This is a genomic window from Janthinobacterium sp. GW460-12-1-14-LB5, from assembly GCF_059423585.1.
The window spans coordinates 1-25,695 of the sequence record NZ_JBWKYD010000007.1 but is presented as its reverse complement, the minus strand read 5'-3'; the positions used below and the strand labels follow the sequence as shown (position 1 = coordinate 25,695).

The following is a 25,695-nucleotide window of genomic DNA, read 5'->3' as shown; positions in this document are numbered from 1 at the left end:
GCCCGTCAGTCGCTGTGCGAAAAGTGCAGCAGATAGCGCTCGCCATCACGCTCGAACGCGATCTCGTCCCAGTGGATCGCGTACCAGAAACCGGCGGGCGGTGTCATCGTCACGGCGTACGGCGAAAAACCGCCCAGCGCCTCGTCGAGCGACTCTGTGAACGCGGCCACCAGCTGCGCGCGGAAGCGGCCGGCCGGCGCCGCCTGCATGTGCCGCGACGAGAAAAACCAGCGCTGGCACACCTGTTCCAGCTGCGCACGTGCGCACGGCGCCGCCTTGATATGCCACAAGGCCGCCGGCAAGTCGCGTGCGGGTGCTATGACGTTCAAGGCATAATCCTCGACGCGCAAGCCCAGCGCCGTGGCAAGGTCCGGCGCATCGGGCAGGCGTGATAATTCGTAGCTGGCGCACAGGTCGCTGGCTTCACCATTCAGTAGCACCAGCGCTTCCAGGAAGCCTTGACAGTGCAGGACGCTCATTGCGAACGCAGCCAGCTGCGGTAATTGGTATAGCGCTGATGCAGGTATTTGAGCTTGAGCAAATCGTCGTACAGGGGGCCGTACAGCTTGCGCCCTTTCGTACGTTCGCCGATCAGCTTTTCGATGCGGTTCAGGCGCGCCAGGGTTTCGCGCTCGCTGACGCCGTCGAGGCCCAGGTCGAATTCGGCCGACAGCGCGCCCACGGGATCGTCGCGGTCCAGGTCCAGGCGGTTGAATTCATCGTTGGACAGGTCGAACAGGCGGCGCAGCCAGCCCAGCCTGTCGCTGCGGTAGGCGGCGTTTTCCGGCAGCGCGAAAAACGGCGCGTCCGGGTCCGGCTGCAGCTTGTTGTGCAGGACGAAGGGCAGTACCTGGCGCAAGTCTTCCAGCGCCACCTCGCCATTGCCGCGAAAATATGCCATGGCCTTGGCGTAGATCATGAGCGCCATCAGGGTGCGCACGGAGATGCCGTTCAAGGTCTGGCAACCGAGATCCTTCAAACGGTCGCGCCCATTGTCGGCCGCCTGCGCGGCGCCACGGTCGGCGCCGGCCAGGCGGGCCGTATCCTTGGTCATGTACTCGAACTGGCCACCGGCCGTCTCGAACAGCTCGAACTGGCTGGCAAAGAATTCCAGGCGGCGGCGCACGCCGTCGGGTATGCCCACTTGGCGGATCGCCTCGCCGATCTGGTCGACCTCCCCTTCCGTGAAGATGATATCGGGCGGCACCAGCTCTTCGGGGCGCACGTTTTCTTCCACGCGCAGCAGCAGTTCATTCAGGAAGCGCGGATTGAAGGCCAGCGCCTGCACCGTCACGTCGACCCGGTCGCGCAGCGCCTCGATCACCTGGTAGGTCCCGCCGCCCTGGTCGTCGTTGGCCGTCAGATACCAGGCCGCTTCCGGGCATTCATAGATATGGTTCAGCACTTCCGCGTAATTGTCGCCCATGACGGTGAGCAGCGCGCTTTGCGTGCGCGTGGGGATGCGGTTGTATTCATCGACGATCTTCACGCGCATGCCCAGCCAGGCGCGCCAGGCGATGCGGATATCGTCCATGCTTTGCGCGTTGACCAGGTCCGCCGGCAGCGGATTGCCCAGCAAATCGGCCACCGTCATCTGCGGGTGGCCGTGCTGCATGGCGCGTTTCACCTCCTTGACGGTGGAACCGGCGAGCACGCCCATCAGCAAGGCGCTGGCCGTCTTGCCCCGCCCCGGCCCGCCGACGAACAGGCATTTGCGGCGCGTGGCAAACGTCAGCAGCGGCAGCAAAATAAAACTGGAATAGCTTTGTGCCGACGGCAAATTCAATGTACGGCGGCTGTCGCCCACGGAGTACGTCTGCGACGGGCCGTCGTTGTACTCGATGTCGTAGTGGGGGCTGATGATGGCGTGGTTGACGATCCAGAAATACGCCTGGCGCAGCTTTTCATCGAAAGGCCGCGCTTGCGCCTCGCCTTCCGCTCCCAGCGCGATGGGGCCCTGGTACAGGTCCGCCACGTCGAACTGCCGCGCAACGGGGGCCGCCTTGGGCTTGGTGGGGGCTTGTGAAAGACGCTGGAACAAGTTAAAGGCTGACATAATGTACAGGCAACGTGAGGGAAACGAAATTATTGCATATCGTTCCCACTACGCCTTGTTCAAATCGACAACCGTTTCCTCCAGCTTGCGCCAGCGCCACCAGCCCAGCGCCACGCAGGCCAGCAGCAAGGCCAGCAAGCCCGCCACTTCATGGCGAATTTCATGCAGCGAGGCGCCCATTTGATTGAGCGCAACAAAGCCCTGGATGCCGGCCGTGGACGGCAGCAGCCAACGCAGCCATTGCAGCACGACGGGCATGGACGACACGGGCCAGGTCAGGCCCGCCAGGAACAGCACGGGCATCGAGGTGGCGATCATCAGCTGCGTGCCCCGCTCGCGCGTGCGGAACAGCATGCCCAGCAGCATGCCGAAGGCCGCTTCCGCCAGCGAGAACAGCACCAGCAGCAAGAGCATGCCGCCAAAGTTGCCGCCACGGGGGTAATCCTGGAACCAGAAGACGAAGCCGAAGAAATAGCAGCAGTTGAGAAAGGCGACGCAGGCAAACGCCAGCAGCATGCCCGCATAGCCGCCCGCCGTGCGCCGGCCTGCCAGCGGGAAGCTCTTGCGCTGATACCAGGTGCCGAACAGCATGGTCATGCCGATCAGCAAGGTCTGTTGCACGATCAAGGTCGCCACGCCCGGCACGACATACGCGCCATAGCCTTCCTTGACGTTAAACAAGGGCACGGCGTCAAAGGCGATGGGCGAGCGCTGCTGGTTGGCCTGGATGGTGGACGGCGTGCCCGCGCCCAGGCGTTTCAACTCGATTCCGGCCGACACCGTGCCCACCACTTCGGCCAGGCCATTCAAGGCCACCTTGTTCAGCATCAAATACAAGCCATTGCCCGCCACCTGCGCGTGGGCGGCGCGGCCGGCCAGCACGTCCGTCTGCAAGCCGTCGGGAAGGATCAGCACGCCCATGACCTGGTCGCGCCACAATAAATCCTGCGCCACCGGCAAGTCCGGCGTGACGGCGATCACCTGCAAGGAGGGATGGGCCATGGCAAAGCGGGTGAGCTGGCGCGACATGGCGCTGCGGTCCTGGTCGACGACCGCCACGGGCACGCGCTGGACGATTTCCGTCGAGTATGGCAAGGGATAGAAGAAGGAATAGATGATGCCGCCGACAAACAGCAAGGTCAGCGCGCCCTTGTCCGTCAGCATGGCGCGCCAGGTGGCGAGAAAGGCGCTCCACATCATGCGCGCCCCCAGGCGGCAGGCGCATTCGCGCGGCGCGCCAGCAGGAATACGCCCACGGCGCCGCAGCCGATGGCAAAGCCGGCCAGTATCAGCATTTCCTGCATGCCATAGCGCCACGGCGCGCCCGCCAGCCAGTATTTCGTTTGCAATTGCAGATAATGCGTGAGCGGCAAGGCTTCCGCCCAGGCGCGCGCCGGCGCCGGCATGGCCATCAAGGGGAAAGCCTGGCCCGCGAACGCGAAGGCCGGTGCGGTAATAAATGCCGCGCCCGACAAGGCCAGGCGCAGGGATAGCGTGGCGGCGATCAGCAAGGTGGCCAGGCCGCAATACGCGAGCACCAGCAGCAGCATGCTCAGCAGCAAGGCCGGCAAGCTGCCCGCCACGGCCCAGCCCCGCGCCAGGCTGAAGAACAGCAAGTACAGCAGCGCCAGCGCGCAGTAGGCGATCACGGGAAACAGCAGCTTGGCGCCGACGGCGCGCAGCCAGCTGCCGTTGGCCGAGGCCAGCCATTGCGGCACCGTACCGTCGCGCAACTCACGCCCGATGCTCGTGACCACGGCGACGACGATGAAAATCTGCAGCATGGCCGGCATCAGGGCCAACGTTAAAAATGCTTCATAGCTGGTGTTTTCATTGTATAAACTGTTCAGTGTCGTGCGTATCGGTTCGAACTGGGCCGCCGCCTGCACGCCCGACATACCCTTCTTGACGCGCGCCGTCATCTCGATGCCGGCCGACAAGGTCGTGCTGACCGTGCGCACGTCGCGCAGCAAGGCGCCCGCGTGCGAGGAAAACTGCGCGTTGTACAGCCATTGCACGGTGGCCTGGCGGCCGCCCAGCAGTTTCTGTTCGAAATCGTTCGGGATCAGCAGGTAGCCGTACGCCGTGCGTTCGCGCAGCCGGTGCAGGGCTTCATCGCTGGAGGCCACTTTCGCCGCCACTGCGATGCCCGGCGACGCGTCGAGCCAGCGCGTGAGCTGGCGCGACAAGGTGGAGTTGTCGTTATCGATGACGACGATGGGCAAGTCGCGCGCGATGCCGGCGGAAAACACCAGCCACAGCATGCCGCACAGCACGACGGGAATCCAGCTGAGCATGCCCAGATCCCAGAAATCGCCGCGCAGGCGCCGCCACTCGCGTGCCAGCGCTGAATCCGGCCCCTTATCCGCTTCGTTCATCGCGTATCAGAGCGGTGGAAACACGACAGACATGCCCGGACGCAAACCCTCGACCTTGATGGCGGGACGCAGCCGGATTTCAAACGTGCGCAAATCCGTGCCGCCCGGGCGCGCCGCGCGCCACGTGGCAAAATCGGGCAGCACGGCCACGGAACTGACCTTGAAGCTCACTTGCTGTTTCAGCGCCGGCACATTGGCCGTATGCGTGCTGCCCATGGCGAACGCGGCCATTTCATCTTCGCGCACCTGCAGCACGGCCCAGGCATCATCGAGATTCACCAGGGTGATCACCGGGAAACCTTGCGGCGCCAGTTCGCCCGGTTGTATCTGGATCTTGCTGACCTGCCCGGCCAGGGGCGCGGCGATCTTCGTTTCCGCCAGGGCGACCTGCGCTTCCGTCAGCACGGCGCCCACCTGGCGCGCCTGGGCGGCGGCGGCCGTCTTGTCTTCCGGACGGGCACCTTTTTGCGCCATATCAAACTGGGCGCGGGCAGCTTGCGCCAGCTGGTCGGCGGCGCGCCATTGCGCTTGCGCCTCGTCGCGTTTCTGCTGGGCAATCACGCCTTGCTCGTACATATTGTTGACGCGGGTGTATGTGGTCTTGGCGATGGTGGCGCCCGTTTGCGCCCGCTCCCAGTTCGCTTTCGCGGCGGCAATTTCCTCGGGCCGCGCACCCGCTTGCGCCTTTTGCGCCACGGCATCGGCTGCCTGCGTGGCGGCCGTCGCTTGCGCAACCTTGGCATCCACTTCCGGACTCGTCAGCTGGAACAGCAGCTCGCCTTTCGGCACCGTCTGGCCCAGCTTGACGTACAGCTGCCCCACCCTGCCCGGCACTTTCGATGACACATTGACTTCCTGCGCATCCATCTGTCCCTGCAAAGGCAGGCGCTGCGGCTGGAACGCCTGGTACAAGCCCCAGCCCACGAAGCCCAGAACGATGACAGCGGCGACTATGGCCAATGGTTTTTTGAAAGTACTCATTATTATTTTTCCACAGGTAATTGGATATCGGCCGCGGCCGCCAGGCTGCCCAGGCGCTGCGTCTCGCCCGTCGCTTCCAGCAATTGCGCCAGCCCCATCACATAGTTATAGGCCGTCTGCGCGCGCTGGGTCTCGACCTTCGCCAGGTTCAGGCGCGCGTCGACCACTTCCAGCGACGTCACTTGCCCTTGCTGGAAGGCAACTGTTTGCAAGCGGATATTCTCGCGCGCCAGTTCCACCGACGAGGCCGTGGACAGGTACTGGATGCGCGCGTTTTCCAGCGCGCGCCAGTTCTTTTCGATCAGCGTGGGAATGTCGCGCTCGGCCTGGCGCGCCACCACTTCCACGCGCTCCTGGTCCAGCTTGGCGGCGGCGATCATCTTGCCCGTGTTGATGCGGTGCACCAGCGGCACGGCCACGACGAGGCCGATGGCCCAGTTCGAACGCACGAGTTTTTCATTGCCGCGATTCAAATTGTAATTACCGATGGCAAACACCGTGGGCGCGTATTCCTTGCCATGCAGCTTCAGGGCTTGCTCGGCCTGCACGCGCTTGCTGTCGATCTTTTTCCAGTTCGCATTTTCGCGCATGCCCGTGCTGATGAACGATTGCAAAGTACCCACCGGCAAGCTGTTGACGAACAAAGGCGTGCTGGGAAGCACTTGCGTATTGACGGCAAGCAAACGGTCAAGCGCCACCTGGGCGATTTCCTCGTCGCTGCGCGCCTGCGCCTCATCGCTGCGGGCACTGTCCAGGGCCACATCGGCGCGCAGGCGTTCCGCGCGCGAAATCAGGCCGCCCTTTTCCAGCTTGGCCGCATCGCGCTGGTGCTGCGTCACGCCGGCCGTCACTTCGGCCCGCACGGCCACCACGCGCTTGGCCAGTAGCAACTGGAAATAGCGCTGCGCCACCAGGGTGGCCAGCTGCTCTTCCGCTTCCGTCCGCTCGGCCTGCGCGGCCAGGGTCAGGCTCGAAGCGAGGCCCTTGACGGCGTCCAGCCGTCCGCCCGTGTAGATGGGCCACATGCCCAGCAAGCCGAACGAGGTCAGGTCCGTCACCACTTCGCGGCTCAGGGAATTGGGAATCTGTGGCTTGGGCAAGCCGGGGATCGATGGCAGCACGGACTCGATGCCGCCCACCACGCCGGACAAGCCGCTCGTATCGATGTTCAAGTCCGTCGACAGGCGGCCGCGAAACGCCGTCAAGTCCACGGAGGGACCGTCGATGTTCGACAACGCCTCGGCCTTGAGGGTTTTCGCGCGCACGTCGAGCGCGGCGCCCTGCACCGTGCCCGACGCCTTGGCCGCCTGCTGCAGCGCTTCGTTAAATGTCAGCGGTTCCGCCAGGGCGGGCATGGCCGCGCCCAGCGCGCCCGCCAGCAATAATGATAAGTGTCCTTGCAATCTGCCCATGTAGCGTCCAGTCAATGAATGAGGGGAAAGCACGGGGTTGCCATGTTTATACTTTCACAATAGCAATTATATCCATGGATGTCTATTCCAGCCTGCACTATTGGTTACGCAAGCTGACAGACAAAAACGGGCGCCTCATGCGGGGCGCCCGTTTACTCAGCCTAAGCTTCTAGCGGCTTACTTCTTGGCCTTCTTGCCGCCCTTTTCCTTTTCCTTTTCGAACACGGCAAAGAACTCGGACGCCATGCTGCGGATGGCGCGGCCGATGTTGGCGTAGTCGTACTCGTTCAGGTTGGCCAGCGAGACGCGGCCGGACGGATGCGTGGTGCCGAAGCCGCGGCCCGGCAGCAGGATGACGCCCGTTTCCTCGGCCAGGCGGAACAACGCTTCATTGGGTTTGAGTTTTTTCAGCAGCCACTGCGAGAATTCCTCGCCATGCATTTGCGCGGCCAGCGATTCCATGTCCAGCAAATGGTAGTAGCGCACGGAATTGGCGTCGTGCACCATCGGCAAGCCCAGTTCGCGGTACAGCGCCTGCTTGCGGCGCAGCACGATATGTTTCATCGATTGCTTGTACTTTTGCTCTTCATCCATCAGCGAGAACAGCGAGAACAAAGTCATCTGCGCCTGCACGGGCGTGGACAGGCCGGCCGTGTGGTTCAGCGCCACGGTGCGGCTGTCGGCCACCAGGCGGTCGATGAATTTCAGCTTGCGCGGCTCCGTGGTGATGGAGTGATAACGCGCATCGAGCTGCTTCTTGACGGTTTCCGGCAACTTGGCGATCTTTTCGTCCAGGATATTGTTTTCGTGCGTGGCCACCACGCCCATGCGCCAGCCCGTCGCGCCGAAATATTTCGAGAACGAATACACGAGGATGGTGTTGAACGGGCAAATGGCAAACAGCGAGACGAAATTGTCGGCGAAGGTGCCATACACGTCATCGGTCAGAATGATCAAGTCCGGGCGCTTCTTGATGATCTTGGCGATGTATTCCAGGGTCTCGTCGTCGATCTTGACGGATGGCGGATTGCTGGGGTTGACGAGGAAGAAAGCTTTCACTTTCGGGTCCAGCAGCTTGTCCAGCTCTTTCTTTGTGAATTGCCAATTGTTCGATTGCGGCGCATCAATATGCACGGTGTTCAGCTTGTAATCATTGAGCTGCGGAATCTCGATGTAGGGCGTGAAGATCGGCATGCCCAGGGCGATGGTGTCGCCTTCCTGGATGATGTGGTTCGATTTCAGGCTGGCGAACAGATAGGTCATGGCCGCCGTGCCGCCCTCGACCGCGTACATGTCGAAATTGCCGACGAACGGGTGCTCGCCGATCATTTCGCGGTGGATATACTGGCCGACGATTTTCTCGGACAGGCGCAGCATGCGGTCCGGCACGGGATAGTTGCAGCCGAGAATGGCTTCGCACATTTCATAGATGAAGTCGCCCGCGCTCAGGCCCAGCTGGTCGCGCACATACGATACGGCCGCCTCGATGAAATGCGCGCCCGGGTTGCCTTCATGTTTACGCACGAAGATTTCAAAGCGCGCCTCGATGCCCTCGCGCGTGGGGAAGCCGCCCACGCCCTCCATGTACACGTAGGAGCGTTCCGCCTCCGTCATCGCGAACTGGCCAAACTGGAAGAAGCCGTGGCGCGGCGTGGTCGCCAGGAAATTCGGGTTGCCGCGGCCCGCGTTCAGCATCAGACGGTTGCTTTGCTTGGCCGTCTGGATCAGCGCATCCTTCAATTCGAAGGGGCTCAACAGGGCGAGTTTGCTTGGGTTACTGAAATCCATTTTTGCTACTCCTTATTAGACAAGTGAGGAGGCCCCGTGCGGGCGGCCTGGATAGTACGGATACTCGCTGACTCAGACGAAGGCCACGACTAGCGGCCCCAGCAAGGTCAGGAAAACGTTGGCCAAGGCATAGGTGATGGCAAAGGGAACGGTGGGAATCGAGTTTTGCGCCGCGTTCAGCACTTCGCCGAACGCGGGATTGGCGCTGCGCGAGCCGGACAGGGCGCCCGCAAAGATGGCCACGTTGTCATAGCGCAAGATGTAACGGCCGATCAGCATGGTCAAAATCATCGGCAGGATGGTCACCACCACGCCCACGCCGAACAGGGTCAGGCCGTGTTCGCGCACGGTTTGCACGGCTTGCAGGCCGGACGTGAGGCCGACGACGGCAACGAAGCCGGCCAGGCCCAGATCCTTGAGAATTTGCACGGCGCCGCTGGGCATGTAGCCAAACGTCTGGCGCTTGGCGCGGAACCAGCCGAACACGAGGCCCGACAGCAGCACGCCGCCGCCGCTGCCCAGGGTCAGCGGAATCGAGCCGATGCGCGCCACCAGCAAGCCGACCAGCAGGCCGACGACGAGGCCGGCGCCCATGTAGACGAAGTCCGTCTTGGCGCTCGGCACGATCATATAGCCCACTTCGGCCGCCACGCGCTTGACGTCCTGCTCGGCGCCATAGATGGTCACCACGTCGCCCGTCTGCACCACGGTTTCCGATTGCATGGGCAGGATCTTGCCCATGCGGCTCAGTTGCACGACAAAGATGCCGTGACGCACGCCTGGCGCCGTCGCGCTGCGGATTTCGCCCACCGTCTTGTTGTGGTAAGCCTTGTTGGTCAGCACCATGTCGCGGCGCTGCATCACCAGTTCCATGCCTTCGACGGCATGCAATTCCTTGCCCAGCTGGGAAGACACGCTGAGCATCGCTTCGCGGCGGCCCACCAGCAGCACGATATCGTCGGCTGCCAGCACCAGGTCCGGGCTGACGTCGATGATCTGGCTGTTGCGTTTCACGCGCTCGATGGTAATCGCCGTGTTCGGGTTGGCGCTTTCGATTTCCGCCACCGTACGGCCGGCGCCCGGCCCCACGGCATAGATGCGGCCGATCAAGTCGGGCGCGGCCGGCGTCTGGCCCGGCCCCAGCACCTGCACGCCCGCCTGCAGCGCCGTTTCCGCCTTGATCGCATCTTCGCGGATGGTGCGCCCCATGAGCTTGGGCAAGATGTTGACGCAGACGATGATGGCGCCAAACGAGCCGAACACATACGTCACGGCATAGCCGACGGCCACGTTGCCCTGCAAGCGCGCCACCTCGTCGGCCGCGAGACCCAGCTTGGTGATCGCGTCGCCGGCTGTGCCGATGATGGCCGACTGCGTCAAGCCGCCCGCCGCCACGCCGGCCGCCAGGCCCTTGTCCAGGCCAAAGACCTTGGCCATGATGACCACGGTCAGCAGCGCCGTCACGGCCAGCACGACGGCCAGGATGATTTCACGCACGGACTGGCGGCCCAGGGAATTGAAGAATTGCGGTCCGCTTTCATAGCCGACCGCGTAGATGAACAGCGCAAACAGCACCGACTTGACGCCGGGATCGATGGCCACGCCCACCTGGCTGACGAGGACCGCCACCAGGAGTGAACCGGCGACCCCGCCCAGCTGGAACGAGCCGAACTTGATCTTGCCGATGTAGTAACCCACTGCCAGGGAGAGAAACAAGGCAATTTCGGGCGACTTCTTGAATAACTCATGCAACCATTCCATGCTGACCGCCTTTCGTGTTGAAGGAATTCTTTACTGCGTGTGCCCTGGCGGGCAGCTCATGCGTGCACCGAGCCGGCCAGGGCCACGATGAGCGGCCCCAGCAGGGGTAGCACCACGTTCGAGATCGCATAGGTGATCGTGTAGCCCAGCAAGGGCGTGGAATTGCCGGCCGCGTTCTGCACGGCCGACAGCGCCGGCGTGCTGCACTGCTGGCCGGCGATGGCGCCCAGCAGCACGGGCGCTTCCAGCTTCAGGAAAAAGTGGCCTACCAGCAAGGAAATCGAAGCGGGGATGACGGCGATCAACACGCCCATCAAGGGCAGCGACAGGCCGTACTGCCGGATCAGGTCGATCGCCTGCGGTCCCGACGCCAGGCCCACGCAGGCGATGAAGGTGGCCAGGCCGATATCCTTCATCATGTCGAGCGCGCTGGGGTGGATGCCCGGCATGCCAGGTTTTCGCGCCTGGTACCAGCCGAACACGAGGCCCGTCAGCAAGGCGCCGCCGCCCGTGCCCAGCGAAAACGGGATGCCGCCCAGCCTGGCCGTAAAGCCGCCGATATACACGCCCAGCACGATGCCGATGCTGGCGTAGACGATATTGCTGCGGTCCCCGGTGGGCACGCGCTTGCCGATGGCGGCCAAGGCCGTGTTCAGTTCGCGCCCTTCCGCCGTGCCATACAGGCGCAGCACGTCGTCGCGCTGCAGGGCCAGGTCGGGCAAGGGCGGCATGCTGTGCTCGCCACGGACGACGGCCGCCACGTGCACGCCGGAAGGCAAGGCCAGCTGGCGCAAGGGCTGGCCCACCAGCGCAGCTTGCTGCAGCACCACTTCGACGGCGGAAACGGCCATGTTCAAGCCCGTCGTGTCGGCAAACTCCTCGCCCAGAATGGCTTCGGCCGCCACCAGCGCGGGACGGTGGCCGATCACCAGCACCTCATCATTGTTGCGCAGGCGCAGTGCCGGTTCCAAAGGCAATACCTTGCCGTGCCGGCGCACGCGCGTGATGCTGGCGCGGCCCGCAAAAATATGCTGCAAGGCATCGAGGCGGCGCCCGGCCCCCCGGCTGATGCGGTAGGCGCGGCCCACCATTTCCGGCGTCGCCTGCACCCCGTCGCCATCGGTGTGCGCGCCGCCCATCTTTGCCCATAATTTGTCCGCTTCCTCGCGCAGGTTGACGCGCAGCAAGAGCGGAAAAATCTGGCTGGTGACGATGACGATGGCGATCAGGCCGAAGATGTAGGTAATGGAATACGCGGTGACCACGTTGGCTTGCAGTTCGGCGATGCGGGCGGCCGGCAGCGCCAGCTTCGAGATGGCGTCCGTGGCCGTGCCGACGACGGCCGATTCCGTCGCCGCGCCCGCCATCATGCCGGCTGCCGTGCCCTGGTCCAGGCCCAGCAACCGCGTGGCCAGCAACACCAGCGCCAGCACCACCACCACTTCGATCAGGCAAAGTATGCCCAGGCGCAAGCCCTTGGCATTCAGGTTGGCAAAGAACTGGGGACCGCCCGCGTAGCCGAGGGCAAAGATGAACAGCATGAAGAAAACGTTCTTGACGCTGGCGTCCAGCGTGATGCCCAGCTGGCCGATCAGCAGCGCGGCGATCAGGGTGCCGCACACGCCGCCCAGCTGGATGGGGCCGAAGCGTATCTGCCCTACCGCGTAACCGAGGGCCAGCGCCAGGAACAGGGCCAGTTCCGGCACCTGGTGCAATACCGACGCGATCGAATCGAGCATGGGCAAACCTTCGAAAAGATAACGGATGGTTACAAGGGAACAGGGCGTTCGGTGGCTGGCGGCGGCTTGCCGTTGAACGGGCGCACGGGTCCCGCACGACAGCTGCCATGGCGGCTTTCGCTGGGAAAGTATTGCAAAGTGTTGCAAAGTAGAATGATGTTCGGCGAAAATTTTATAAGTGTCAACAGGTGTTCTGTTGAACTCGCTTTGCGTTTCATCAAACATCCTGCGCACGATTGCGGCGGCTGTTTGACATAGATCAACAAAACCATTAGTAATGCTTTGGACGATACCAAAGTGCCTTGCGCGCCAGCGGCGTCTCTTCCGGCAAGTCGGGATTGATCAGTTCCAGCACATGGCGCTGGGGCAGCTTCAGGCCATCCGCGAGGCGGCCGAAATGCTGCTGGAACAGCTGCGCGAAACTGCCATCGGCCAGCATGGTTTCCAGCCCTGTTTCAATGTGGCGCGCCAGTTCCGGCCGGTGCTTGCCGACAAAAAAGTACAGCGCGGCCGGGTAGCGGATGACCAGGTGGGTGTCTAAGTAACCCCCATGATTTCTGACTTCCATAACCGGCGCTCTGCGGCGTTGCCCGCTGCTAGCAGTGCTCGCACTGCGTCGCAGCGGGCGCCTTGCATAGCATCCGGTTCTGTTCGTCATAAATTCACAATAATTTCCTGAGGATTACTTAGCCTTGCCAGGTGGCTGGGTTCGTCTGCGCGGCGCCACGCAAGATAGTAGAATAGCCAGGCCTTGCTGACACGCAAGGCACTCACGGCATGCCGGCAGCGGGGCGTCAACCACGCCGCCGCGCGGACATGCGCTTGCAAGGTTCACCTTGCCCCTGGCTGACTGCTCTCACCCGACATGACAGAATCAAGCGCATCCTTGGTGGACAAGCCCGGCAGCGGCGACAGCTCGGCGGAAATTGCCGAGCATATGGCGGCCGCCATCGTGGCGCGCCAGTTACCGCCCGGCACGCGGCTGCGCGAAGAGGCGCTGTGCCGGCTGTATGGCGTCAGCCGCACCAAGATCCGCGCCGCCCTGCTCATACTCTCGAAAGACAAACTGATACGCATGGTGCCCGACAAGGGCGCCTTCGTCAGCCAGCCCACCGAAGCGGAGGCGCGCGACATCTTTGCCGCGCGGCGCGTCATCGAAGCGGCCCTGGCGCGCGAATTCGTCGCCCGGGCCAAACCTGCCGACTACAAGATGCTGGAACGGCACCTGAAAGCGGAGCGCCTTGCGCTGGCGCAAGCGACGCCGTTGCGCTCGCAACTGCTGGGCGACTTCCACGTCTTGCTGGCCGATATCGCCGGCAACGCCGTGCTGCGCGACATCGTGCGCGAACTGGTGGGCCGCAGCTCGCTCATCACCATGCTGTACCAGTCGGGCCACGCCGCCACCTGCTCGTGCGACGAACACGGCCGTTTTCTCGAGGCGGCGCGCAGCGGCGACGCGGACCTGGCGGCGCGCCTGATGGTCGAACACCTGGCGCACGTGGAAGCGGCCTTGCGCTTCGACGGCAGCGCCGGTGACGCCAGGAAAGACCTGGTGGCGGCGCTGCTGATGTAAGCGGCGCCAAAAAAAAAGGCCGCCCTGCTGGTGCACGGGCGGCCTTGTCACTGCTTGCCGGCAAACTGGCTATTCGCCCAGGTAGATAAACTTGAACAGGAAGATGGCGGCGATGATGTAGGCCACCACCGATACCTGCTTGCCCTTGCCCGTCAACAGTTTCAATACCGCATAGGTGATGAAGCCGAACGCCACGCCGCTGGCCACCGAATACGTAAACGGCATCATCAGCGCCGTGATGGCGGCAGGGATGCTTTCCGTGCTGTCATCCCAGTCGATGAAGGTCAGTTCGCGCAGCATCAGGCAAGCCACGTACAGCAGCGCGGGCGCCGTCGCGTACGGCGGCACCGTGTGCGCCAGCGGGGCGAAGAACAGGCTGCCCAGGAACAGCAGCGCGACGGCGACGGCCGTCAAGCCCGTGCGGCCGCCCGCTTGCACGCCGGCAGCGCTTTCCACGAAGGCCGTGGTGCTGGACGTGCCCAGGCAGGCGCCGGCCGCGATCGCCGTACTGTCGGCCAGCAAGGCCTTGTTCATGCGTTCCATCTTGCCGTCTTTCAACAAGCCGGCACGGTTGGCCACGCCCATCAGGGTGCCCGTCGCATCGAACAATTCCACCAGGAAAAATACCAGCACCACGTTGACGATGCCGATCGACAGCGCGCCCATGATGTCGAGCTTGAACAGGGTCGGTTCGATGGCGGGCGGCGCGGAGACGATGCCGTTGAACTGGTTGCCGCCGACGAAGAAACTGGCGATGGTGATGGTGAGGATGCCGATCAGGATGGCGCCCGGCACTTTCAGGCGGTCCAGCGCGACGATGATGAAGAAACCGAGGATGGCCAGGATGGGCGCCGCCTTGTGCAAATCGCCCAGCGCGATGATGGTGGCGGGGTTCGACACCACGATACCGGCGCTTTTCAGCGAAATGATGGCCAGGAACAGGCCGATACCGACCGTGATGGCCGTGCGCAGCGCGGGCGGGATGCTGTTGATGATCATCTCGCGTATCTTGAACAGGCTCACCAGGATGAACAGGCAGCCGGAAATGAAGACGGCGCCCAGCGCCACTTCCCAGCTCATGCCCATGCCCTTCACCACCGCATACGAAAAATACGCGTTCAAGCCCATGCCCGGCGCCAGCGCGATCGGGTAATTCGCGTACAGGCCCATGATCAGGGTGCCGATGGCGGCCGCCAGACAGGTGGCAACGAAGACGGAGTCTTTCGGCATGCCTGCGTCGCCGAGGATGGTCGGGTTGACGAAGATGATGTAGGCCATCGTCAGGAACGTGGTCAGGCCGGCCAGCAGCTCCGTGCGCACATTGGTTCCGTTGTCCTTCAGTTTGAAATAGCGTTCCAGGAACTGCATGATTAACCCCTTGTTTTGGTAAAACCGCGCGCCTGGTCTTGGACTATGCGCATCTTTTTTTCTTGCAACTACTTACTTGCTTACTTGCTTACTTGCTCGGCGCGCCGGCCGGCTTGAAGGCCCACCAACGGCTGCCCGCGAAATTCCACACCAGCCCGATGCCCGTCGCCAGCACCTGCGCCAGCCAGTAATACCAGCCCAGCTGGTGTACCAGCAGCCACATCAGGCCCGTATTGATGCACCAGCCTATGCCCAGCAGGGTGAAATACTTGGACGCCGCCTCGCCATGCCCCTTGTCGCTCTTAAACGTGAAAAAGTAATTGAGGAGGTAGTTGACGACGGAGCCGAGGATGTAGCCGATGCCGGAAGCGACGGCGGCGCTGATGCCGGCCCATTCCACGCCGCCCCACAGCACGCTGTATTGCACGGCCGTGCCGGAAGCGCCGACGGCGGCGAAACGCAAAAATTGGTGATGCAGGGAATGGGACATTGTCAATTTTCAAATAAGACGATAACAATCGCCAGGATCGGGCCAGAATAAAAAATGGCTACGATTGCTCGTAACCATTTTTCAGCCTGCATTTTACTGCAAGTTGCGCCCAACGTTCATATTCGCCGCCGCTACTCCACGGCTCCGATGCCTATTTCTTGACTTGACGGCGCCGGCGCAGCCACACGCACAGCGCGATCAGCAGCAAGATGCCCACGATGCCGCCCGGCAGCATGAACGGCTGCACGCGCGCCAGCAGCGGTTTTTCGCCGCCGCTGCGCGCCTGCGCCACGTAGGCGGGCGTGACGGACACTTCCGGGTTGCCATACTGTTTCAGCACGTAATTGGCGATCGAAGCGATCTGCTCATCCGTCAACGGTTGCACGTAGGAACGCTGGTCGAAGCGGGGCATGAACGCTTCGTGCTCTTCCCCTTCGATCTTGCGCTCGACGCCAAACAGGATGGCCGAGACCAGGTTGGCTGGCGTGCTGCCGCCCGTCGCCGTGTTGTTGAACAGGGCCGGATAGCTTTGCCCCGTGCTGCCGGCGCCGCTGGCCGAATGGCAGCTGGCGCAATAGCCGGAAAACAGCACGGCGCCGCTGTTGAGCGAGTGGTGCTCGGTGGCGCCGGCCATGCCGCGCAACGCCGCTTCCTCGCTGGCCGCGCTGCCATGGCTGAAGGCGGGCTTGGTCTGCCCCGGCGCGCGCACGGGCGGCACCGTGCGCAGCCACGCGACGATGGCGGCCACGTCATCGTCGCGCAAAAATTGCAGGCTGTTCTGGATGGCTTCGGCCATGCCGCCCGCCGCCTGTCCCTTGCCTTCCACGTGGCCCGTCTTCAGGTAAGCCGTCAGCTCCGCATCCGTCCACGCGCCGATGCCGCTGACCTTGTCGGACGTGATGTTCGGCGCATGCCAGGAACCGAGCGAGGCGCCCGCCAGGGTCTGGCTGCCAATTTCCGCCATCAGCGCGTTGCGCGGCGTATGGCAGGCGCTGCAGTGCGCCAGGCCTTCGGCCAGGTAGGCGCCGCGGTTGATCTGCGCGCTCTTGCCTGGATCTGGCACAAAGCGTTTATTGTCGAGGAACAAGGTGTTCCAGCCCAGCATCGACAGGCGCACATTGAACGGGAATGGCAAGGCCGTCTGGCGCGCCGGTTCATCGACGGGTTTGACTGCCTGCATGAAGTAGTAATACAGGTCGCCCACGTCCCCGTCCGTCAGCTGCGCGTAGCTGGTGTAGGGCATGGCCGGATACAGATGGCTGCCATCGGCGCGCACGCCTGCGCGCAGGGCGCGCGCAAAGTCCGCTTCGCTGTAATGCCCGATGCCGCCTTTTTTCGATGGCGTGATGTTCGTCGCATAAATCGTGCCCAGCGGCGAGTCGATGGCGTAGCCGCCCGCATACGGCTTGCCGCCGGCGGCCGTATGGCAAGCCATGCAATCGGCCGCGATGGCCAGGTAGCGGCCCCGCTCCAGCCGCGCATCGGACTGGGCAGCGGCAGGCGCGGCCGGACGGTCCGGCGTCAGGGTGACGGGCGGCGCCGGCGGCACAGGGGGTAAAGCACGCGCGGCCAGCGGCAAGCCGGCCGCCAGGGTCAGACCCAGCAAGAAACGGCGCATCATGCGGCCTCCCTTGCCAAGGTGCGGGCGATGTCGTCGGCCGCGCGCAAGCCGAGCGCGGCCATGCTGAGTGTCGTGTTGACGACGCTGGCCGACGGCATGGCGCCGCCGCCCGGCAGCCACAGGTTGGCATGGTCGTGGGCGCGGCAATTGCCGTCGACGACGGAGTCGGCGCGGTTCGAACCCATGATGACGCCGCCCATGATGTGGTTGTTCGCATTCAGGCTGTCGGTGATATGGAATTCCACGGCGCCGAACAGCTTGCCGATGTGTTCCAGCTGCGCATGCGCGGCCTTTGCGCCATCGCGCACGTAGTCGCCCACGTCATAGTAAATGTCGGGACAGGCCAGTCCCAGCGGGTCCTTGCGCGTCTTGCTCAAGGTCAAGCGGTTGTGCGCTTCGGGCAAGGGTTCCAGGCTGATCGACAGATCGACGCCGAACGCGGCGCGGCGGCGGATCTCGTCGTCGAGGTCCTTGCCCACCAGGCCCAGCTTCAGCGATTGCTGCGTAGCAGGTCCCACGCGGGTGATATTGTTCAGGATCATCTTGTTGGCTGAATACTGCGCGCGGAAGGCGCCGTCGCGCGGTCCCACCAGGCAGCTGCTCTGCGCGGGGCCACGTCCCGTCCAGATCGGCTCATTGGCGAGGAAGGTACAGTGGAAACCGGAATGGTCCATCATGTTGCGGCCCACCTGGTCCGAACTGTTGGCGATGCCGTTCGGATTGTTCTGGTTGGCCGCCAGCAGCAGCAAACGCGGCGTTTCGATGCCATTGCAGGCAATCACGAAGGCCTTGCCCGTCGCCATGTGCGACTGTTTCTTGGCGTCATACCAGTGCACGGCCGTGACACGGTTGTTCTGGTCCGTGTCGATGCGGTAGACGACGGCCTCGGCCAGCACGCCAGCGCCTTTCAGCTCGGCACGTTCCACGTGGTGGATGCCGTTGTACATGGCGCCGATGGGGCAGATCGGCTGGCAATTGTTATTGCCGCAGCACGTGGGACGGCCCTGCCACGGGCGCGTCGAGCGGCCTTGCGGGATCGGCACGGAACGGTAGCCGTGCGGGTTGACCACTTCGGCGAAGCGCTTGTCGCCATAGCCCCAGGGCACCATGTCCATCGGGTACGGCGCGCTGCGCTCGCTGGGCGACTGCAGCGCGGGATCGTTGGGGCCGGCCACGCCCATTTCCTGCTCGGCGCGGCAATAGTACGGTTCCAGTTCCTCATAGGAAATGGCCCAGTCGCGCCCGACGCCGTAATCGCTTTTCATGCGCATGTCGGACGGCAAATGGCGCCAGCAAGACGCGGCCCAGTGCCAGGTCGTGCCGCCCACCGTGCGCAGATAGCCTTGCTGGAAACTGCTGCCGTTGGGCCCGGACAATTCCACGTAATTGTTCTTTGGGAAATACAGGGGCGCGGGCGCATTGTCCGCCTGCGGATACAGGCCCTGGAAGTCGGAACCGACGCGGTTTTCGAACGGCATGTTGCGCCAGTTTTCCACGGCTTGCCCCCGCTCGATGCGCAGGCCCGCTTCCAGCATGATCACGGAATGGCCTTGCGCGGCCAGCTGGTCGGCCATCATGGCGCCGACGACACCCGTGCCGACGATGACGACATCGGCGACGACGTCGCCATTACTCTTGAATTGCGGTGATTTCATTTTGCTTGCTTGCCTTTCGGTTCGGGAGTGCCGGTGGTGGCCGGGGCCGCTACGGGTTTTGGCGCCACGGGCGCGGAGACGCCCACGGCCGGCGGCGCCTTCAGCCACCACAGGGGGCCGTAATTGCAATAGGTCGGCACGACCTGGCCATCGGCCACCGTGCGGTACATCAAGGCTTCCGCATACGCGACGACGATGGACTTCGTGCCTCGCGCCGCGTTGCCGGCGACGGTGCCCGTGTACCAGGCGGCAACGATGGCCAGCGCCAGCTCGCGCAAGCCGGCGTCCGCGGCTGTAGCGGCCGCCAGCAGCGCCTTGGCTTCCTGGCCCGTGACGAGCAGCGCGCCCAGCCGTGGCAAATGATCGGCAAAGCCCGGCACGTTGGCGCGCATGGCTTGCTCGATGCGCGCCGCCGTCGCGGCGGACAGGTCGCGGTGTCCCGTGATGGTTTGCGACAAGGTGTAGAACAGCATGGTCGCGGGCGCCGGGCCGGCAGCCGCAGCGCTGGCTGGCGCCTGCATGGCGGCCGAGAGCGGATTGCTCCAGAAACCGGCCTGCGCCAGCAAGGCGGCCAGGCCGATCAGGGCGTGACGGCGACTGATGCGGGGAAGGGATGAAACGGATGATGCAGATGGTTCGCTGTCTGGATGGTGCATGAGACTCCCGCAAGACTTATGGTTTTATTGACTTCGATGATTGCGTTACATTGCATATGAGCATATGGAACCGGTTCCATATTATCCTACAGAAGTAAATTGTCTGCCAATGTAGTATTACTACTGAGAATTTTCCTTGTGCGATTGCGCCGTTTCGCGCAGGCGAAACGCCAGGCCCGGCTGGCCGCCCAGGCGGTAATGGAAATCGAGCACGCTGCCGCCGGCCAGGGCAGGCTTGCCCGGCAACGCCAGCGGGAGGTTCAGGCTGCAATCATGGTCGCCCAGGACGATATCGCCATGCACGCGGATGCGCGTCAGCAAGCGCGGCGCCTGCTCCAGCACGTCTGGCAAGCGGATGCTGGCGGCTGGCAAGCTGCCGCCCTGCCCGTCCTGTGCGTCCTGCCAGGCGCGCATGGCGTCACCATCGAGGGCAAACACGCGCCCCCAGTCGGCGCACGGCTCGCCGGGGCTGCGCCGGTCCAGGCCCAGGTGCACGGTGACGGCCGCCGGCAGCAGCGCCGCCCCGGGCGCCTGCGCGTGCAGATTGCGCAGGATGGCCACCTGCGGCTCCTTGCCCAGCGCCGTATTCATGGTTTCGCTGACGATCACGTCCGGCATGGCGCCGGCAGGAATGCGCCAGGCGGCCGCGTCGGCGCAAACATACGCGGCAACGTGGCCGTCCAGGCCCAGGGCTGCAATCAGGTCGCGCGCATAGGCCAGGGTCTCGGCATGCACGTCGAGGATGGCAAACTGCACCTGGCTGGCATCGAACACGGCCATCACGGGCAAGGCCAGCAAGGCGAATGGCCCGCAGCCCGCATACAGCACGCGCACGGGCCGCCCGCCGCCCACGTCCAGCCGCTCGCGCACGGCCAGCGCCAGGCCCTGGATGAAGGCGGCGCTGCGGTAGGGCTCACGCGCGCACAGCCCCGCCTGCACGGGCGAGATGGCCCAGCCGCTGGGCAGGAAACTCTCGCCATCGCGCAAGCCATCCTGCCGGTCCATGGACAGGCGCGAGTGGCGCTCGACGAGCTGGCGCAGCCGCACCGTTTCGCCGACCAGGCTGGCCAGGGAGCGCCGCGGATCGCACAGGGCGGCCGCAAGGACGGCCAGTTCCGCGCGTGCCGGCGTCATGCGCAGCTCCGCTGGCGGAGCGGGATACGGACAGAATGCATGCGGCCTCCTTGAAATGATTGCAAGTACGGGGAAAAATTGGCAGCATAGCAAATAAATAAACGCCTGCGCATTTGCCGCCATCCGCTATCAGCCGCCAAACCTACCGGAGCACCGATGCACGCCTTGCCGCTTTCCGCCCCCTACCAGTTGCGCGCCCAGCGCGACGACGACGATGACTTTGCCGCCGCGCTATACAGCTCCACGCGCGACGACCTGCGCCAGATGCCGGCCGAGCCCGCCGTCATCGAACAGCTGGTCGCCATGCAGCGGCGCATGCAAAGCCACGGCTACCGGCAAGCGTATCCGCACGCCGCATATCTGGTGTTGCAGCACGGCGACACCCCCATCGGCCGCCTGATCCTGGACCGCCAGGATCAGGTGCTGCACCTGGTCGATATCGCCATCCTGCCCGCCGCGCAAGGCCAGGGCGCCGGCAGCGCCGTGCTGCGCGGCCTGCAGGCGCAAGCGGGCGCGGAGCATTGCCGCATCCACCTTGCCGTCAACAAAAGCAACGCCGCCGCGCGCGCGCTGTACCAGCGGCTGGGTTTTCGCCTGCGCGGGGAAAACGACGTCCAGGAACAGCTGGAATGGAGCGCGCCGTAGTGCCGGCGCCCGGCACGCCCAGCACCTGGCTGCAGTTGCCGCTACGCTTTGACGTGGCGCGCCTGCAGCGCGACAGCGACCAGTTCGCCGCCAGCGAATGGATCAGCCATTTCAATACGGGCGCCTACGACAGCGGCTGGAGCTGCGTGCCGCTGCGTTCGGCCGGCGGCCAGGCCAGCCACATCATGCCCGTCGACGGCGCCGCCTACGCCGCCACGCCGCAACTGGCGCGCTGTCCCGGCCTGCGCGATGTGCTCGCCAGCTTTGCCTGCGAGATCAACTCTGCGCGCCTGCTGGCGCTGGCGCCGGGCGCCCTCATCCGCGCGCACCGCGACGCCGGCACGTCGCTGGCTGATGGCTTGATCCGCATCCACATCCCCATCCACACCTCGCCGCAGGTGCTGTTTACCGTCGATGGCGAGAGCGTGCATTTCACGGCCGGGCACGCCTGGTACATGGATGCCAGCTGCCTGCACGCGGTACACAACCAGGGAAGCGCGCCGCGCATCCACCTCGTGCTGGACTGCGTCACCAACGCCTGGCTCGAAGCACTGTTCGCCGCGGCCGGCTTCGTGCCGAAAGCGCCCCCCAAATATGGCGACCCCGGCATCAATGATGGCAATGTGCGGGCCGTCATCGCCCAACTGCGACTGTCGCCCTCGCCTGCCAGCCTGGCGCTGGCCAGGGAATTGGCCGCGCTGGCCGACGGGAGCGCGCCATGAGCGCCGCGCCGGGCCTTGCCCAGCAAGAACGTCTGCTGGCCAGGGGCGAGACGGTGACGTGGCACGAGGGCATGGATCTGCGCGGCTGGTATCCGCTGTACGTGGAACGCGATGATGTGCTGGCCGGCGCCGCCCTGTGCTGGCGCGACCTGGGAGAAACGGTCTTCAGCGACGCCTTCTTCGTCAATACGCTGGCGCGCCAGCCGCATGAGGAGCGCCGCGTCTGCCGCACGCCGCTGGCGGCGCTGACTACGCTCGCCGATGGCCTGGCGCCAGACGTTTTCATTTTTCACGTCTCGCGCTGCGGTTCGACCCTGCTGAGCCGGCTGCTGGCATCCTTGCCGCAATGCATAGTCATGTCCGAGCCGCCCGTCATCGACTCGCTGCTGCGCCTGTATCACGACAGCGGCGACGCGGCTGCCTGCATCACCCTGCTGCGCCAGGCCATCCTGGCACTGGGCCAGCGCCGCTCCGGCGCGGAGACCCACCTTGTCATCAAGCTGGACTGCTGGCACATCCACAGCCTGGACTTGCTGCGGCAAGCGTTTCCCGCCACGCCCTGCCTGTTCGTCTACCGCGAACCGCTGGCCGTGCTCGCCTCGCACCAGCGCCAGCGCGGTCCGCAAATGGTGCCCGGCATGCTGCATCCGGCACAGCTGCCGCTGCCCGCGCACCAGCTGGCGCCCGGTGATATCGACGGCTACACCGGTCTCGTGCTGGCCAGCCTGTTCGACGCCGCACGGCCCCATGCGGCCGCCGGCCAGCTGCAGTTAATTGACTACAAGCAATTTCCAGACATCCTCTTCAGCGATGTATTGCCCCGCTTCGGCATCGCCCCCACAGCGGCGCAGTTGCAAGCGATGCGCGCGCAAGGCGGCGTGCATGCGAAGTACGGCACGGCTTACCACGGCGATCCGCCCATGCCCGCGGCAAGCGGCCTGGCCGCCATCGCCGCGCAATTGCAACCCGCTTATCTGGCGCTGGAAGCGTTGCGGCTGCATGCCGGGCAAGGTCAATGAATTTCATAAAACCAACTTTCCAATAAGGAGGCATGTCGACGTACCCGCTGGAAACCATGCGACATCTAGCTGCTCAACTGCGGCGCCCTTGCAAGCAACCTGAAACTGACCCTCACACCATGATAAAAAAAATGACATTGGCAGTACTCTTTACCGCCCTGCTTCCCTTCTGCGCATGCCAGGCGCAAGCCTTGGCGGAAGCGAAACCCGTTTCCACGGAAGTCAGCACCACCCTGACGCCCGACATCGGCGGCATCAAGCAAGTAGTGGAAATCAGGACGGACGATGTGAACAAACCCGTCCTGCTGTTTTTATCGGGCGGCCCGGGAAGCTCCATGATCAAGGGCGCGGATGCCTTTACGAATATCCTGAAGAGCAGATTTACGATTGTGCAATGGGACCAGCGGGACGCGGGAAAAACCCTGAAACTGAATCCGTCGCCCACGCAGCCATCCGTCGGGCAGATGGAGCAGGACACGTATCAAGTCATCCAATTTCTGCGCAAGGAATTAAAACAGGACAAGATATACTTGCTGGGCAGTTCCTGGGGCAACGTCCTGGGCTTTTATATCGTCAAGCATCACCCGGAACTGCTGCATGCCTATTTCGCGTCGAATCCTGTCGTGAGCCAGCTGGAAAGCGAGAAGGAATTGCTGCAAGCCTTGAAAGCGCACTTCAAGGACAATGCCGTCGCCAGCCAGGAACTGGACAGCATCAGTTTCCCTTTTGCCAGCGACGAAAGCATGTTCTATTTAAGAAAATGGCTTTTCTACAAGGATGGCAAGGCATTTGCCACGAGCGAGGGCTTCAAGACGGGTTTTCTGCAATGGTCAAAAACCTGGTCGCCCGTCTGGAACGAGGTCATGCACATCGATCTGCCGAAGACCTTGAAGAGCGTCGACTGCCCCGTGTATTTCTTCGTCGGCAAGAACGATATCCAGACCTCGACCAGAATCACGCAAGCGTATTTCGACACCTTGAAGGCGCCAAAGAAGGGGCTGTTTTTCTTTGACCATTCCGGCCATCAGATACACCAGGATGAACCGGTGCAATTTCAAGAAGCCATCATCAAGACATTGGATGCGGCTGCCAAGTCCTGATGCAACGTCCCGTAGCCTGGCCTAGTCGCCGGCAATGCTCGCAGCGGCCTTGCGTATCAGCGATGCCACCGCATGGGCTTGCGAAATGTAAATGGCATGGCTGCCGGCGACTTCGACCACCGTCGAGCCCGCGCGTCCGGCCATCTCGCGCTGCATCGCCGGTGCAATCATCCTGTCCCCGGTAGCGACCAGGTACCAGCTGGGCTTGTGCCGCCAGGCCGGCGTGGCGACCACGCCGGTCAGGGCGGCCACGCCCCAGGGCACTTGCGATGCTGCCATGAAGTTGGCCTTGTGCCTGGGCACATCGGCGGCGAAGGCGGCCGCAAACTTTTTCTGGTCGAGCAGCAGGAAGCCATCGTGCGGCGGCAAGATCGGCGGCACGGGCGCGCCAGGCGGGGCATTTTTCAGCAAGGAATCGACAGACTCCCCTTGATCCGGCACAAAGGCCGCAATGTAGACCAATGCCCTGACCCTGGGATCGTTCCCCGCTTGCGTGACCACGGCGCCCCCATACGAATGGCCGACGAGAACCACGGGGCCCGGCGACGCGGCGATGACCCGGCCCGTCGCGGCCACGTCGTCCGCCAGCGAGAGCGTCGGGTTTTGCACAATGGCAACGTGACAGCCTTCGTCACGCAGCGCCCGGTAGACACCTTCCCAGCCCGATCCGTCGACAAAACCGCCATGCACGAGCACGATCGTTGCCGATCCAGCACTGGTAACTTCATCCATTTCAGCCTCTCCAGGAAGTTGAAGGCGATGACAGGGTCGCAGACGCCCTGCTACCTCCAGCTTAGCGCCGGATGCCTGGCGCGCTGTGCGGTGGATCAAGGGCCGGCGACATGGGTGTCATGCGGCCCCTGAAACGCAAAAAGCCCAACCGGTGAAGGCTGGGCTTTTCGATACTGCTGATGTTCTGGCTCCCCGACCTGGACTCGAACCAGGGACCTGCGGATTAACAGTCCGTCGCTCTACCAACTGAGCTATCAGGGAAAAGAGGCCGCATTTTATAGGGCAAACTTTCAGATGTCCAGACTTCGCCAGCGAAAAGTGCATTTTTCCCTCGCTCGCCGGCGCGTTGCCGTTCAGCCGGGATTTTCCTGGGGGCTATAGTCAACGACCAGCACCCGTCCCAGCCATGGCTTGAGCAGCTCGACAAAGTCCAGGTGAGCCGCATGGGTCAGATAGACGTCGCGCGCGCCGGCCCCGGCAAAGGTGAGGGTAAAGCAATCGGTAAAACCATCGTCGAGGCCTTCCGGGCTGACGTTCGGCCCCCACTCGAATTGCAGGATGCCGGGAATGCGGTGTTTCAGCTGGGAAAATTCATACACAAGCTCGGCATGCTTGGCGGAAGTGATGCCGTCAAGGAAGTCGCACAGGACGATATGGCGCAAGGCGGAGGTACAAGTCATGGGAAAGTGCTCCTGAAGTGATGCATTCAGGATAGCGCAAAACGCGATCACGCACCGGCCAGTCCTGCTGGCAGGGGCGGAAAACAAAAAAGGCCATGTTTTTCAACATGGCCTTCCGAATTCTGGCTCCCCGACCTGGACTCGAACCAGGGACCTGCGGATTAACAGTCCGTCGCTCTACCAAC

General features: G+C 63.6%; 23 protein-coding genes and 1 tRNA gene. 5 read left to right on the top strand and 19 right to left on the bottom strand.

Features of this window, described 5'->3' with window-relative positions; translation table 11 throughout:
* Nucleotides 1-5 precede the first annotated feature (5 nt).
* From AC07X6_RS08675 to AC07X6_RS08630, 10 genes are all read right to left on the bottom strand, one after another.
* A complete protein-coding gene (locus AC07X6_RS08675) occupies nt 6-479 on the bottom strand; it encodes a hypothetical protein (protein ID WP_230540926.1) in 474 nt (157 codons plus the stop codon).
* The gene (locus tag AC07X6_RS08670; protein ID WP_494790681.1) at nt 476-2,056 is read right to left on the bottom strand and encodes an AAA family ATPase; all 1,581 of its coding nucleotides are present in this window, start codon (nt 2,054-2,056) and stop codon (nt 476-478) included. The genes AC07X6_RS08675 and AC07X6_RS08670 overlap by 4 nt, the downstream gene beginning before the upstream one ends.
* A 48-nt stretch (nt 2,057-2,104) precedes the next feature.
* Nucleotides 2,105-3,256 (bottom strand): ABC transporter permease, encoded by a 1,152-nt coding sequence (locus AC07X6_RS08665; protein ID WP_494790680.1) that lies wholly within the window; start codon nt 3,254-3,256, stop codon nt 2,105-2,107.
* The gene (locus AC07X6_RS08660) at nt 3,253-4,434 is read right to left on the bottom strand and encodes an ABC transporter permease (RefSeq protein ID WP_494790679.1); all 1,182 of its coding nucleotides are present in this window, start codon (nt 4,432-4,434) and stop codon (nt 3,253-3,255) included. Before AC07X6_RS08660 ends, AC07X6_RS08665 begins: the two co-directional genes overlap by 4 nt.
* A 6-nt stretch (nt 4,435-4,440) precedes the next feature.
* Nucleotides 4,441-5,415, bottom strand: a complete 975-nt coding sequence (locus AC07X6_RS08655; RefSeq protein ID WP_494790678.1) for an HlyD family secretion protein — start codon at nt 5,413-5,415, stop codon at nt 4,441-4,443.
* A gap of 2 nt (nt 5,416-5,417) precedes the next feature.
* Nucleotides 5,418-6,827, bottom strand: a complete 1,410-nt coding sequence (locus AC07X6_RS08650) for a TolC family protein (protein ID WP_494790677.1) — start codon at nt 6,825-6,827, stop codon at nt 5,418-5,420.
* Nucleotides 6,828-7,004: 177 nt separating this feature from the next.
* Nucleotides 7,005-8,615, bottom strand: a complete 1,611-nt coding sequence (locus AC07X6_RS08645; RefSeq protein ID WP_494790676.1) for a bifunctional aspartate transaminase/aspartate 4-decarboxylase — start codon at nt 8,613-8,615, stop codon at nt 7,005-7,007.
* 72 nt (nt 8,616-8,687) lie between these two features.
* Nucleotides 8,688-10,376: an aspartate-alanine antiporter gene (aspT, locus tag AC07X6_RS08640; RefSeq protein ID WP_494790675.1), complete on the bottom strand. Its 1,689-nt coding sequence runs from the start codon at nt 10,374-10,376 to the stop codon at nt 8,688-8,690.
* A gap of 56 nt (nt 10,377-10,432) precedes the next feature.
* Entirely contained in the window at nt 10,433-12,115 is a 1,683-nt protein-coding gene (gene aspT / locus AC07X6_RS08635) for an aspartate-alanine antiporter (RefSeq protein ID WP_494790674.1), read from the bottom strand.
* A 271-nt stretch (nt 12,116-12,386) separates the two neighbouring features.
* Entirely contained in the window at nt 12,387-12,683 is a 297-nt protein-coding gene (locus tag AC07X6_RS08630) for a hypothetical protein (RefSeq protein ID WP_494790673.1), read from the bottom strand.
* A gap of 297 nt (nt 12,684-12,980) precedes the next feature.
* Between AC07X6_RS08630 and AC07X6_RS08625 the strand changes: the two genes are divergently transcribed.
* The gene (locus AC07X6_RS08625; protein WP_494790672.1) at nt 12,981-13,688 is read left to right on the top strand and encodes a GntR family transcriptional regulator; all 708 of its coding nucleotides are present in this window, start codon (nt 12,981-12,983) and stop codon (nt 13,686-13,688) included.
* Between the two features lie 69 nt (nt 13,689-13,757).
* On the opposite strand, the gene AC07X6_RS08620 is transcribed toward AC07X6_RS08625, so the two are convergent.
* From AC07X6_RS08620 to AC07X6_RS08595, 6 genes are all read right to left on the bottom strand, one after another.
* Nucleotides 13,758-15,056: an NCS2 family permease gene (locus AC07X6_RS08620; RefSeq protein ID WP_230542460.1), complete on the bottom strand. Its 1,299-nt coding sequence runs from the start codon at nt 15,054-15,056 to the stop codon at nt 13,758-13,760.
* Between the two features lie 88 nt (nt 15,057-15,144).
* Complete coding sequence (locus AC07X6_RS08615) at nt 15,145-15,546, bottom strand: GtrA family protein (protein WP_494790671.1); 402 nt, start codon at nt 15,544-15,546, stop codon at nt 15,145-15,147.
* A gap of 151 nt (nt 15,547-15,697) precedes the next feature.
* Nucleotides 15,698-17,167 carry a c-type cytochrome gene (locus AC07X6_RS08610; protein WP_494790670.1) on the bottom strand — a complete coding sequence of 490 codons (1,470 nt, stop codon included), beginning with the start codon at nt 17,165-17,167 and terminating at the stop codon, nt 15,698-15,700.
* On the bottom strand, nt 17,164-18,822 hold the full coding sequence (locus AC07X6_RS08605) for a GMC family oxidoreductase (protein WP_494790669.1): 1,659 nt from the start codon (nt 18,820-18,822) through the stop codon (nt 17,164-17,166). The genes AC07X6_RS08610 and AC07X6_RS08605 overlap by 4 nt, the downstream gene beginning before the upstream one ends.
* Nucleotides 18,819-19,478 carry a sugar dehydrogenase complex small subunit gene (locus tag AC07X6_RS08600; protein ID WP_494790668.1) on the bottom strand — a complete coding sequence of 220 codons (660 nt, stop codon included), beginning with the start codon at nt 19,476-19,478 and terminating at the stop codon, nt 18,819-18,821. Before AC07X6_RS08600 ends, AC07X6_RS08605 begins: the two co-directional genes overlap by 4 nt.
* A gap of 120 nt (nt 19,479-19,598) precedes the next feature.
* Entirely contained in the window at nt 19,599-20,612 is a 1,014-nt protein-coding gene (locus AC07X6_RS08595) for an SAM-dependent methyltransferase (protein ID WP_494790667.1), read from the bottom strand.
* A 156-nt stretch (nt 20,613-20,768) separates the two neighbouring features.
* Between AC07X6_RS08595 and AC07X6_RS08590 the strand changes: the two genes are divergently transcribed.
* From AC07X6_RS08590 to AC07X6_RS08575, 4 genes are all read left to right on the top strand, one after another.
* Entirely contained in the window at nt 20,769-21,257 is a 489-nt protein-coding gene (locus tag AC07X6_RS08590) for a GNAT family N-acetyltransferase (RefSeq protein WP_474292121.1), read from the top strand.
* The gene (locus AC07X6_RS08585) at nt 21,242-21,979 is read left to right on the top strand and encodes an aspartyl/asparaginyl beta-hydroxylase domain-containing protein (RefSeq protein ID WP_230542465.1); all 738 of its coding nucleotides are present in this window, start codon (nt 21,242-21,244) and stop codon (nt 21,977-21,979) included. The genes AC07X6_RS08590 and AC07X6_RS08585 overlap by 16 nt, the downstream gene beginning before the upstream one ends.
* A complete protein-coding gene (locus AC07X6_RS08580; RefSeq protein WP_494790666.1) occupies nt 21,976-22,998 on the top strand; it encodes a sulfotransferase in 1,023 nt (340 codons plus the stop codon). Before AC07X6_RS08585 ends, AC07X6_RS08580 begins: the two co-directional genes overlap by 4 nt.
* A gap of 131 nt (nt 22,999-23,129) precedes the next feature.
* Nucleotides 23,130-24,098 carry an alpha/beta fold hydrolase gene (locus tag AC07X6_RS08575; RefSeq protein ID WP_494790665.1) on the top strand — a complete coding sequence of 323 codons (969 nt, stop codon included), beginning with the start codon at nt 23,130-23,132 and terminating at the stop codon, nt 24,096-24,098.
* A gap of 21 nt (nt 24,099-24,119) precedes the next feature.
* Here AC07X6_RS08575 and AC07X6_RS08570 read toward each other — a convergent pair whose 3' ends face one another.
* The 3 genes from AC07X6_RS08570 to AC07X6_RS08560 form a co-directional block, all read right to left on the bottom strand.
* Nucleotides 24,120-24,830 carry an alpha/beta hydrolase gene (locus AC07X6_RS08570; protein WP_230542468.1) on the bottom strand — a complete coding sequence of 237 codons (711 nt, stop codon included), beginning with the start codon at nt 24,828-24,830 and terminating at the stop codon, nt 24,120-24,122.
* A 185-nt stretch (nt 24,831-25,015) separates the two neighbouring features.
* Nucleotides 25,016-25,091 (bottom strand) — tRNA-Asn (locus AC07X6_RS08565).
* Between the two features lie 92 nt (nt 25,092-25,183).
* A complete protein-coding gene (locus AC07X6_RS08560) occupies nt 25,184-25,510 on the bottom strand; it encodes a Dabb family protein (RefSeq protein ID WP_474292125.1) in 327 nt (108 codons plus the stop codon).
* Between the last annotated feature and the right edge of the window lie 185 nt (nt 25,511-25,695).

Bases quoted from the DNA above. Each gene is read 5' to 3' on its own strand.
- AC07X6_RS08675 (WP_230540926.1), bottom strand. From the start codon at position 479: ATGAGCGTCCTGCACTGTCAAGGCTTCCTGGAAGCGCTGGTGCTACTG.
- AC07X6_RS08670 (WP_494790681.1), bottom strand. From the start codon at position 2,056: ATGTCAGCCTTTAACTTGTTCCAGCGTCTTTCACAAGCCCCCACCAAG.
- AC07X6_RS08665 (WP_494790680.1), bottom strand. From the start codon at position 3,256: ATGATGTGGAGCGCCTTTCTCGCCACCTGGCGCGCCATGCTGACGGAC.
- AC07X6_RS08660 (WP_494790679.1), bottom strand. From the start codon at position 4,434: ATGAACGAAGCGGATAAGGGGCCGGATTCAGCGCTGGCACGCGAGTGG.
- AC07X6_RS08655 (WP_494790678.1), bottom strand. From the start codon at position 5,415: ATGAGTACTTTCAAAAAACCATTGGCCATAGTCGCCGCTGTCATCGTT.
- AC07X6_RS08650 (WP_494790677.1), bottom strand. From the start codon at position 6,827: ATGGGCAGATTGCAAGGACACTTATCATTATTGCTGGCGGGCGCGCTG.
- AC07X6_RS08645 (WP_494790676.1), bottom strand. From the start codon at position 8,615: ATGGATTTCAGTAACCCAAGCAAACTCGCCCTGTTGAGCCCCTTCGAA.
- aspT (WP_494790675.1), bottom strand. From the start codon at position 10,376: ATGGAATGGTTGCATGAGTTATTCAAGAAGTCGCCCGAAATTGCCTTG.
- aspT (WP_494790674.1), bottom strand. From the start codon at position 12,115: ATGCTCGATTCGATCGCGTCGGTATTGCACCAGGTGCCGGAACTGGCC.
- AC07X6_RS08630 (WP_494790673.1), bottom strand. From the start codon at position 12,683: ATGGAAGTCAGAAATCATGGGGGTTACTTAGACACCCACCTGGTCATC.
- AC07X6_RS08625 (WP_494790672.1), top strand. From the start codon at position 12,981: ATGACAGAATCAAGCGCATCCTTGGTGGACAAGCCCGGCAGCGGCGAC.
- AC07X6_RS08620 (WP_230542460.1), bottom strand. From the start codon at position 15,056: ATGCAGTTCCTGGAACGCTATTTCAAACTGAAGGACAACGGAACCAAT.
- AC07X6_RS08615 (WP_494790671.1), bottom strand. From the start codon at position 15,546: ATGTCCCATTCCCTGCATCACCAATTTTTGCGTTTCGCCGCCGTCGGC.
- AC07X6_RS08610 (WP_494790670.1), bottom strand. From the start codon at position 17,167: ATGATGCGCCGTTTCTTGCTGGGTCTGACCCTGGCGGCCGGCTTGCCG.
- AC07X6_RS08605 (WP_494790669.1), bottom strand. From the start codon at position 18,822: ATGAAATCACCGCAATTCAAGAGTAATGGCGACGTCGTCGCCGATGTC.
- AC07X6_RS08600 (WP_494790668.1), bottom strand. From the start codon at position 19,478: ATGCACCATCCAGACAGCGAACCATCTGCATCATCCGTTTCATCCCTT.
- AC07X6_RS08595 (WP_494790667.1), bottom strand. From the start codon at position 20,612: ATGACGCCGGCACGCGCGGAACTGGCCGTCCTTGCGGCCGCCCTGTGC.
- AC07X6_RS08590 (WP_474292121.1), top strand. From the start codon at position 20,769: ATGCACGCCTTGCCGCTTTCCGCCCCCTACCAGTTGCGCGCCCAGCGC.
- AC07X6_RS08585 (WP_230542465.1), top strand. From the start codon at position 21,242: ATGGAGCGCGCCGTAGTGCCGGCGCCCGGCACGCCCAGCACCTGGCTG.
- AC07X6_RS08580 (WP_494790666.1), top strand. From the start codon at position 21,976: ATGAGCGCCGCGCCGGGCCTTGCCCAGCAAGAACGTCTGCTGGCCAGG.
- AC07X6_RS08575 (WP_494790665.1), top strand. From the start codon at position 23,130: ATGACATTGGCAGTACTCTTTACCGCCCTGCTTCCCTTCTGCGCATGC.
- AC07X6_RS08570 (WP_230542468.1), bottom strand. From the start codon at position 24,830: ATGGATGAAGTTACCAGTGCTGGATCGGCAACGATCGTGCTCGTGCAT.
- AC07X6_RS08560 (WP_474292125.1), bottom strand. From the start codon at position 25,510: ATGACTTGTACCTCCGCCTTGCGCCATATCGTCCTGTGCGACTTCCTT.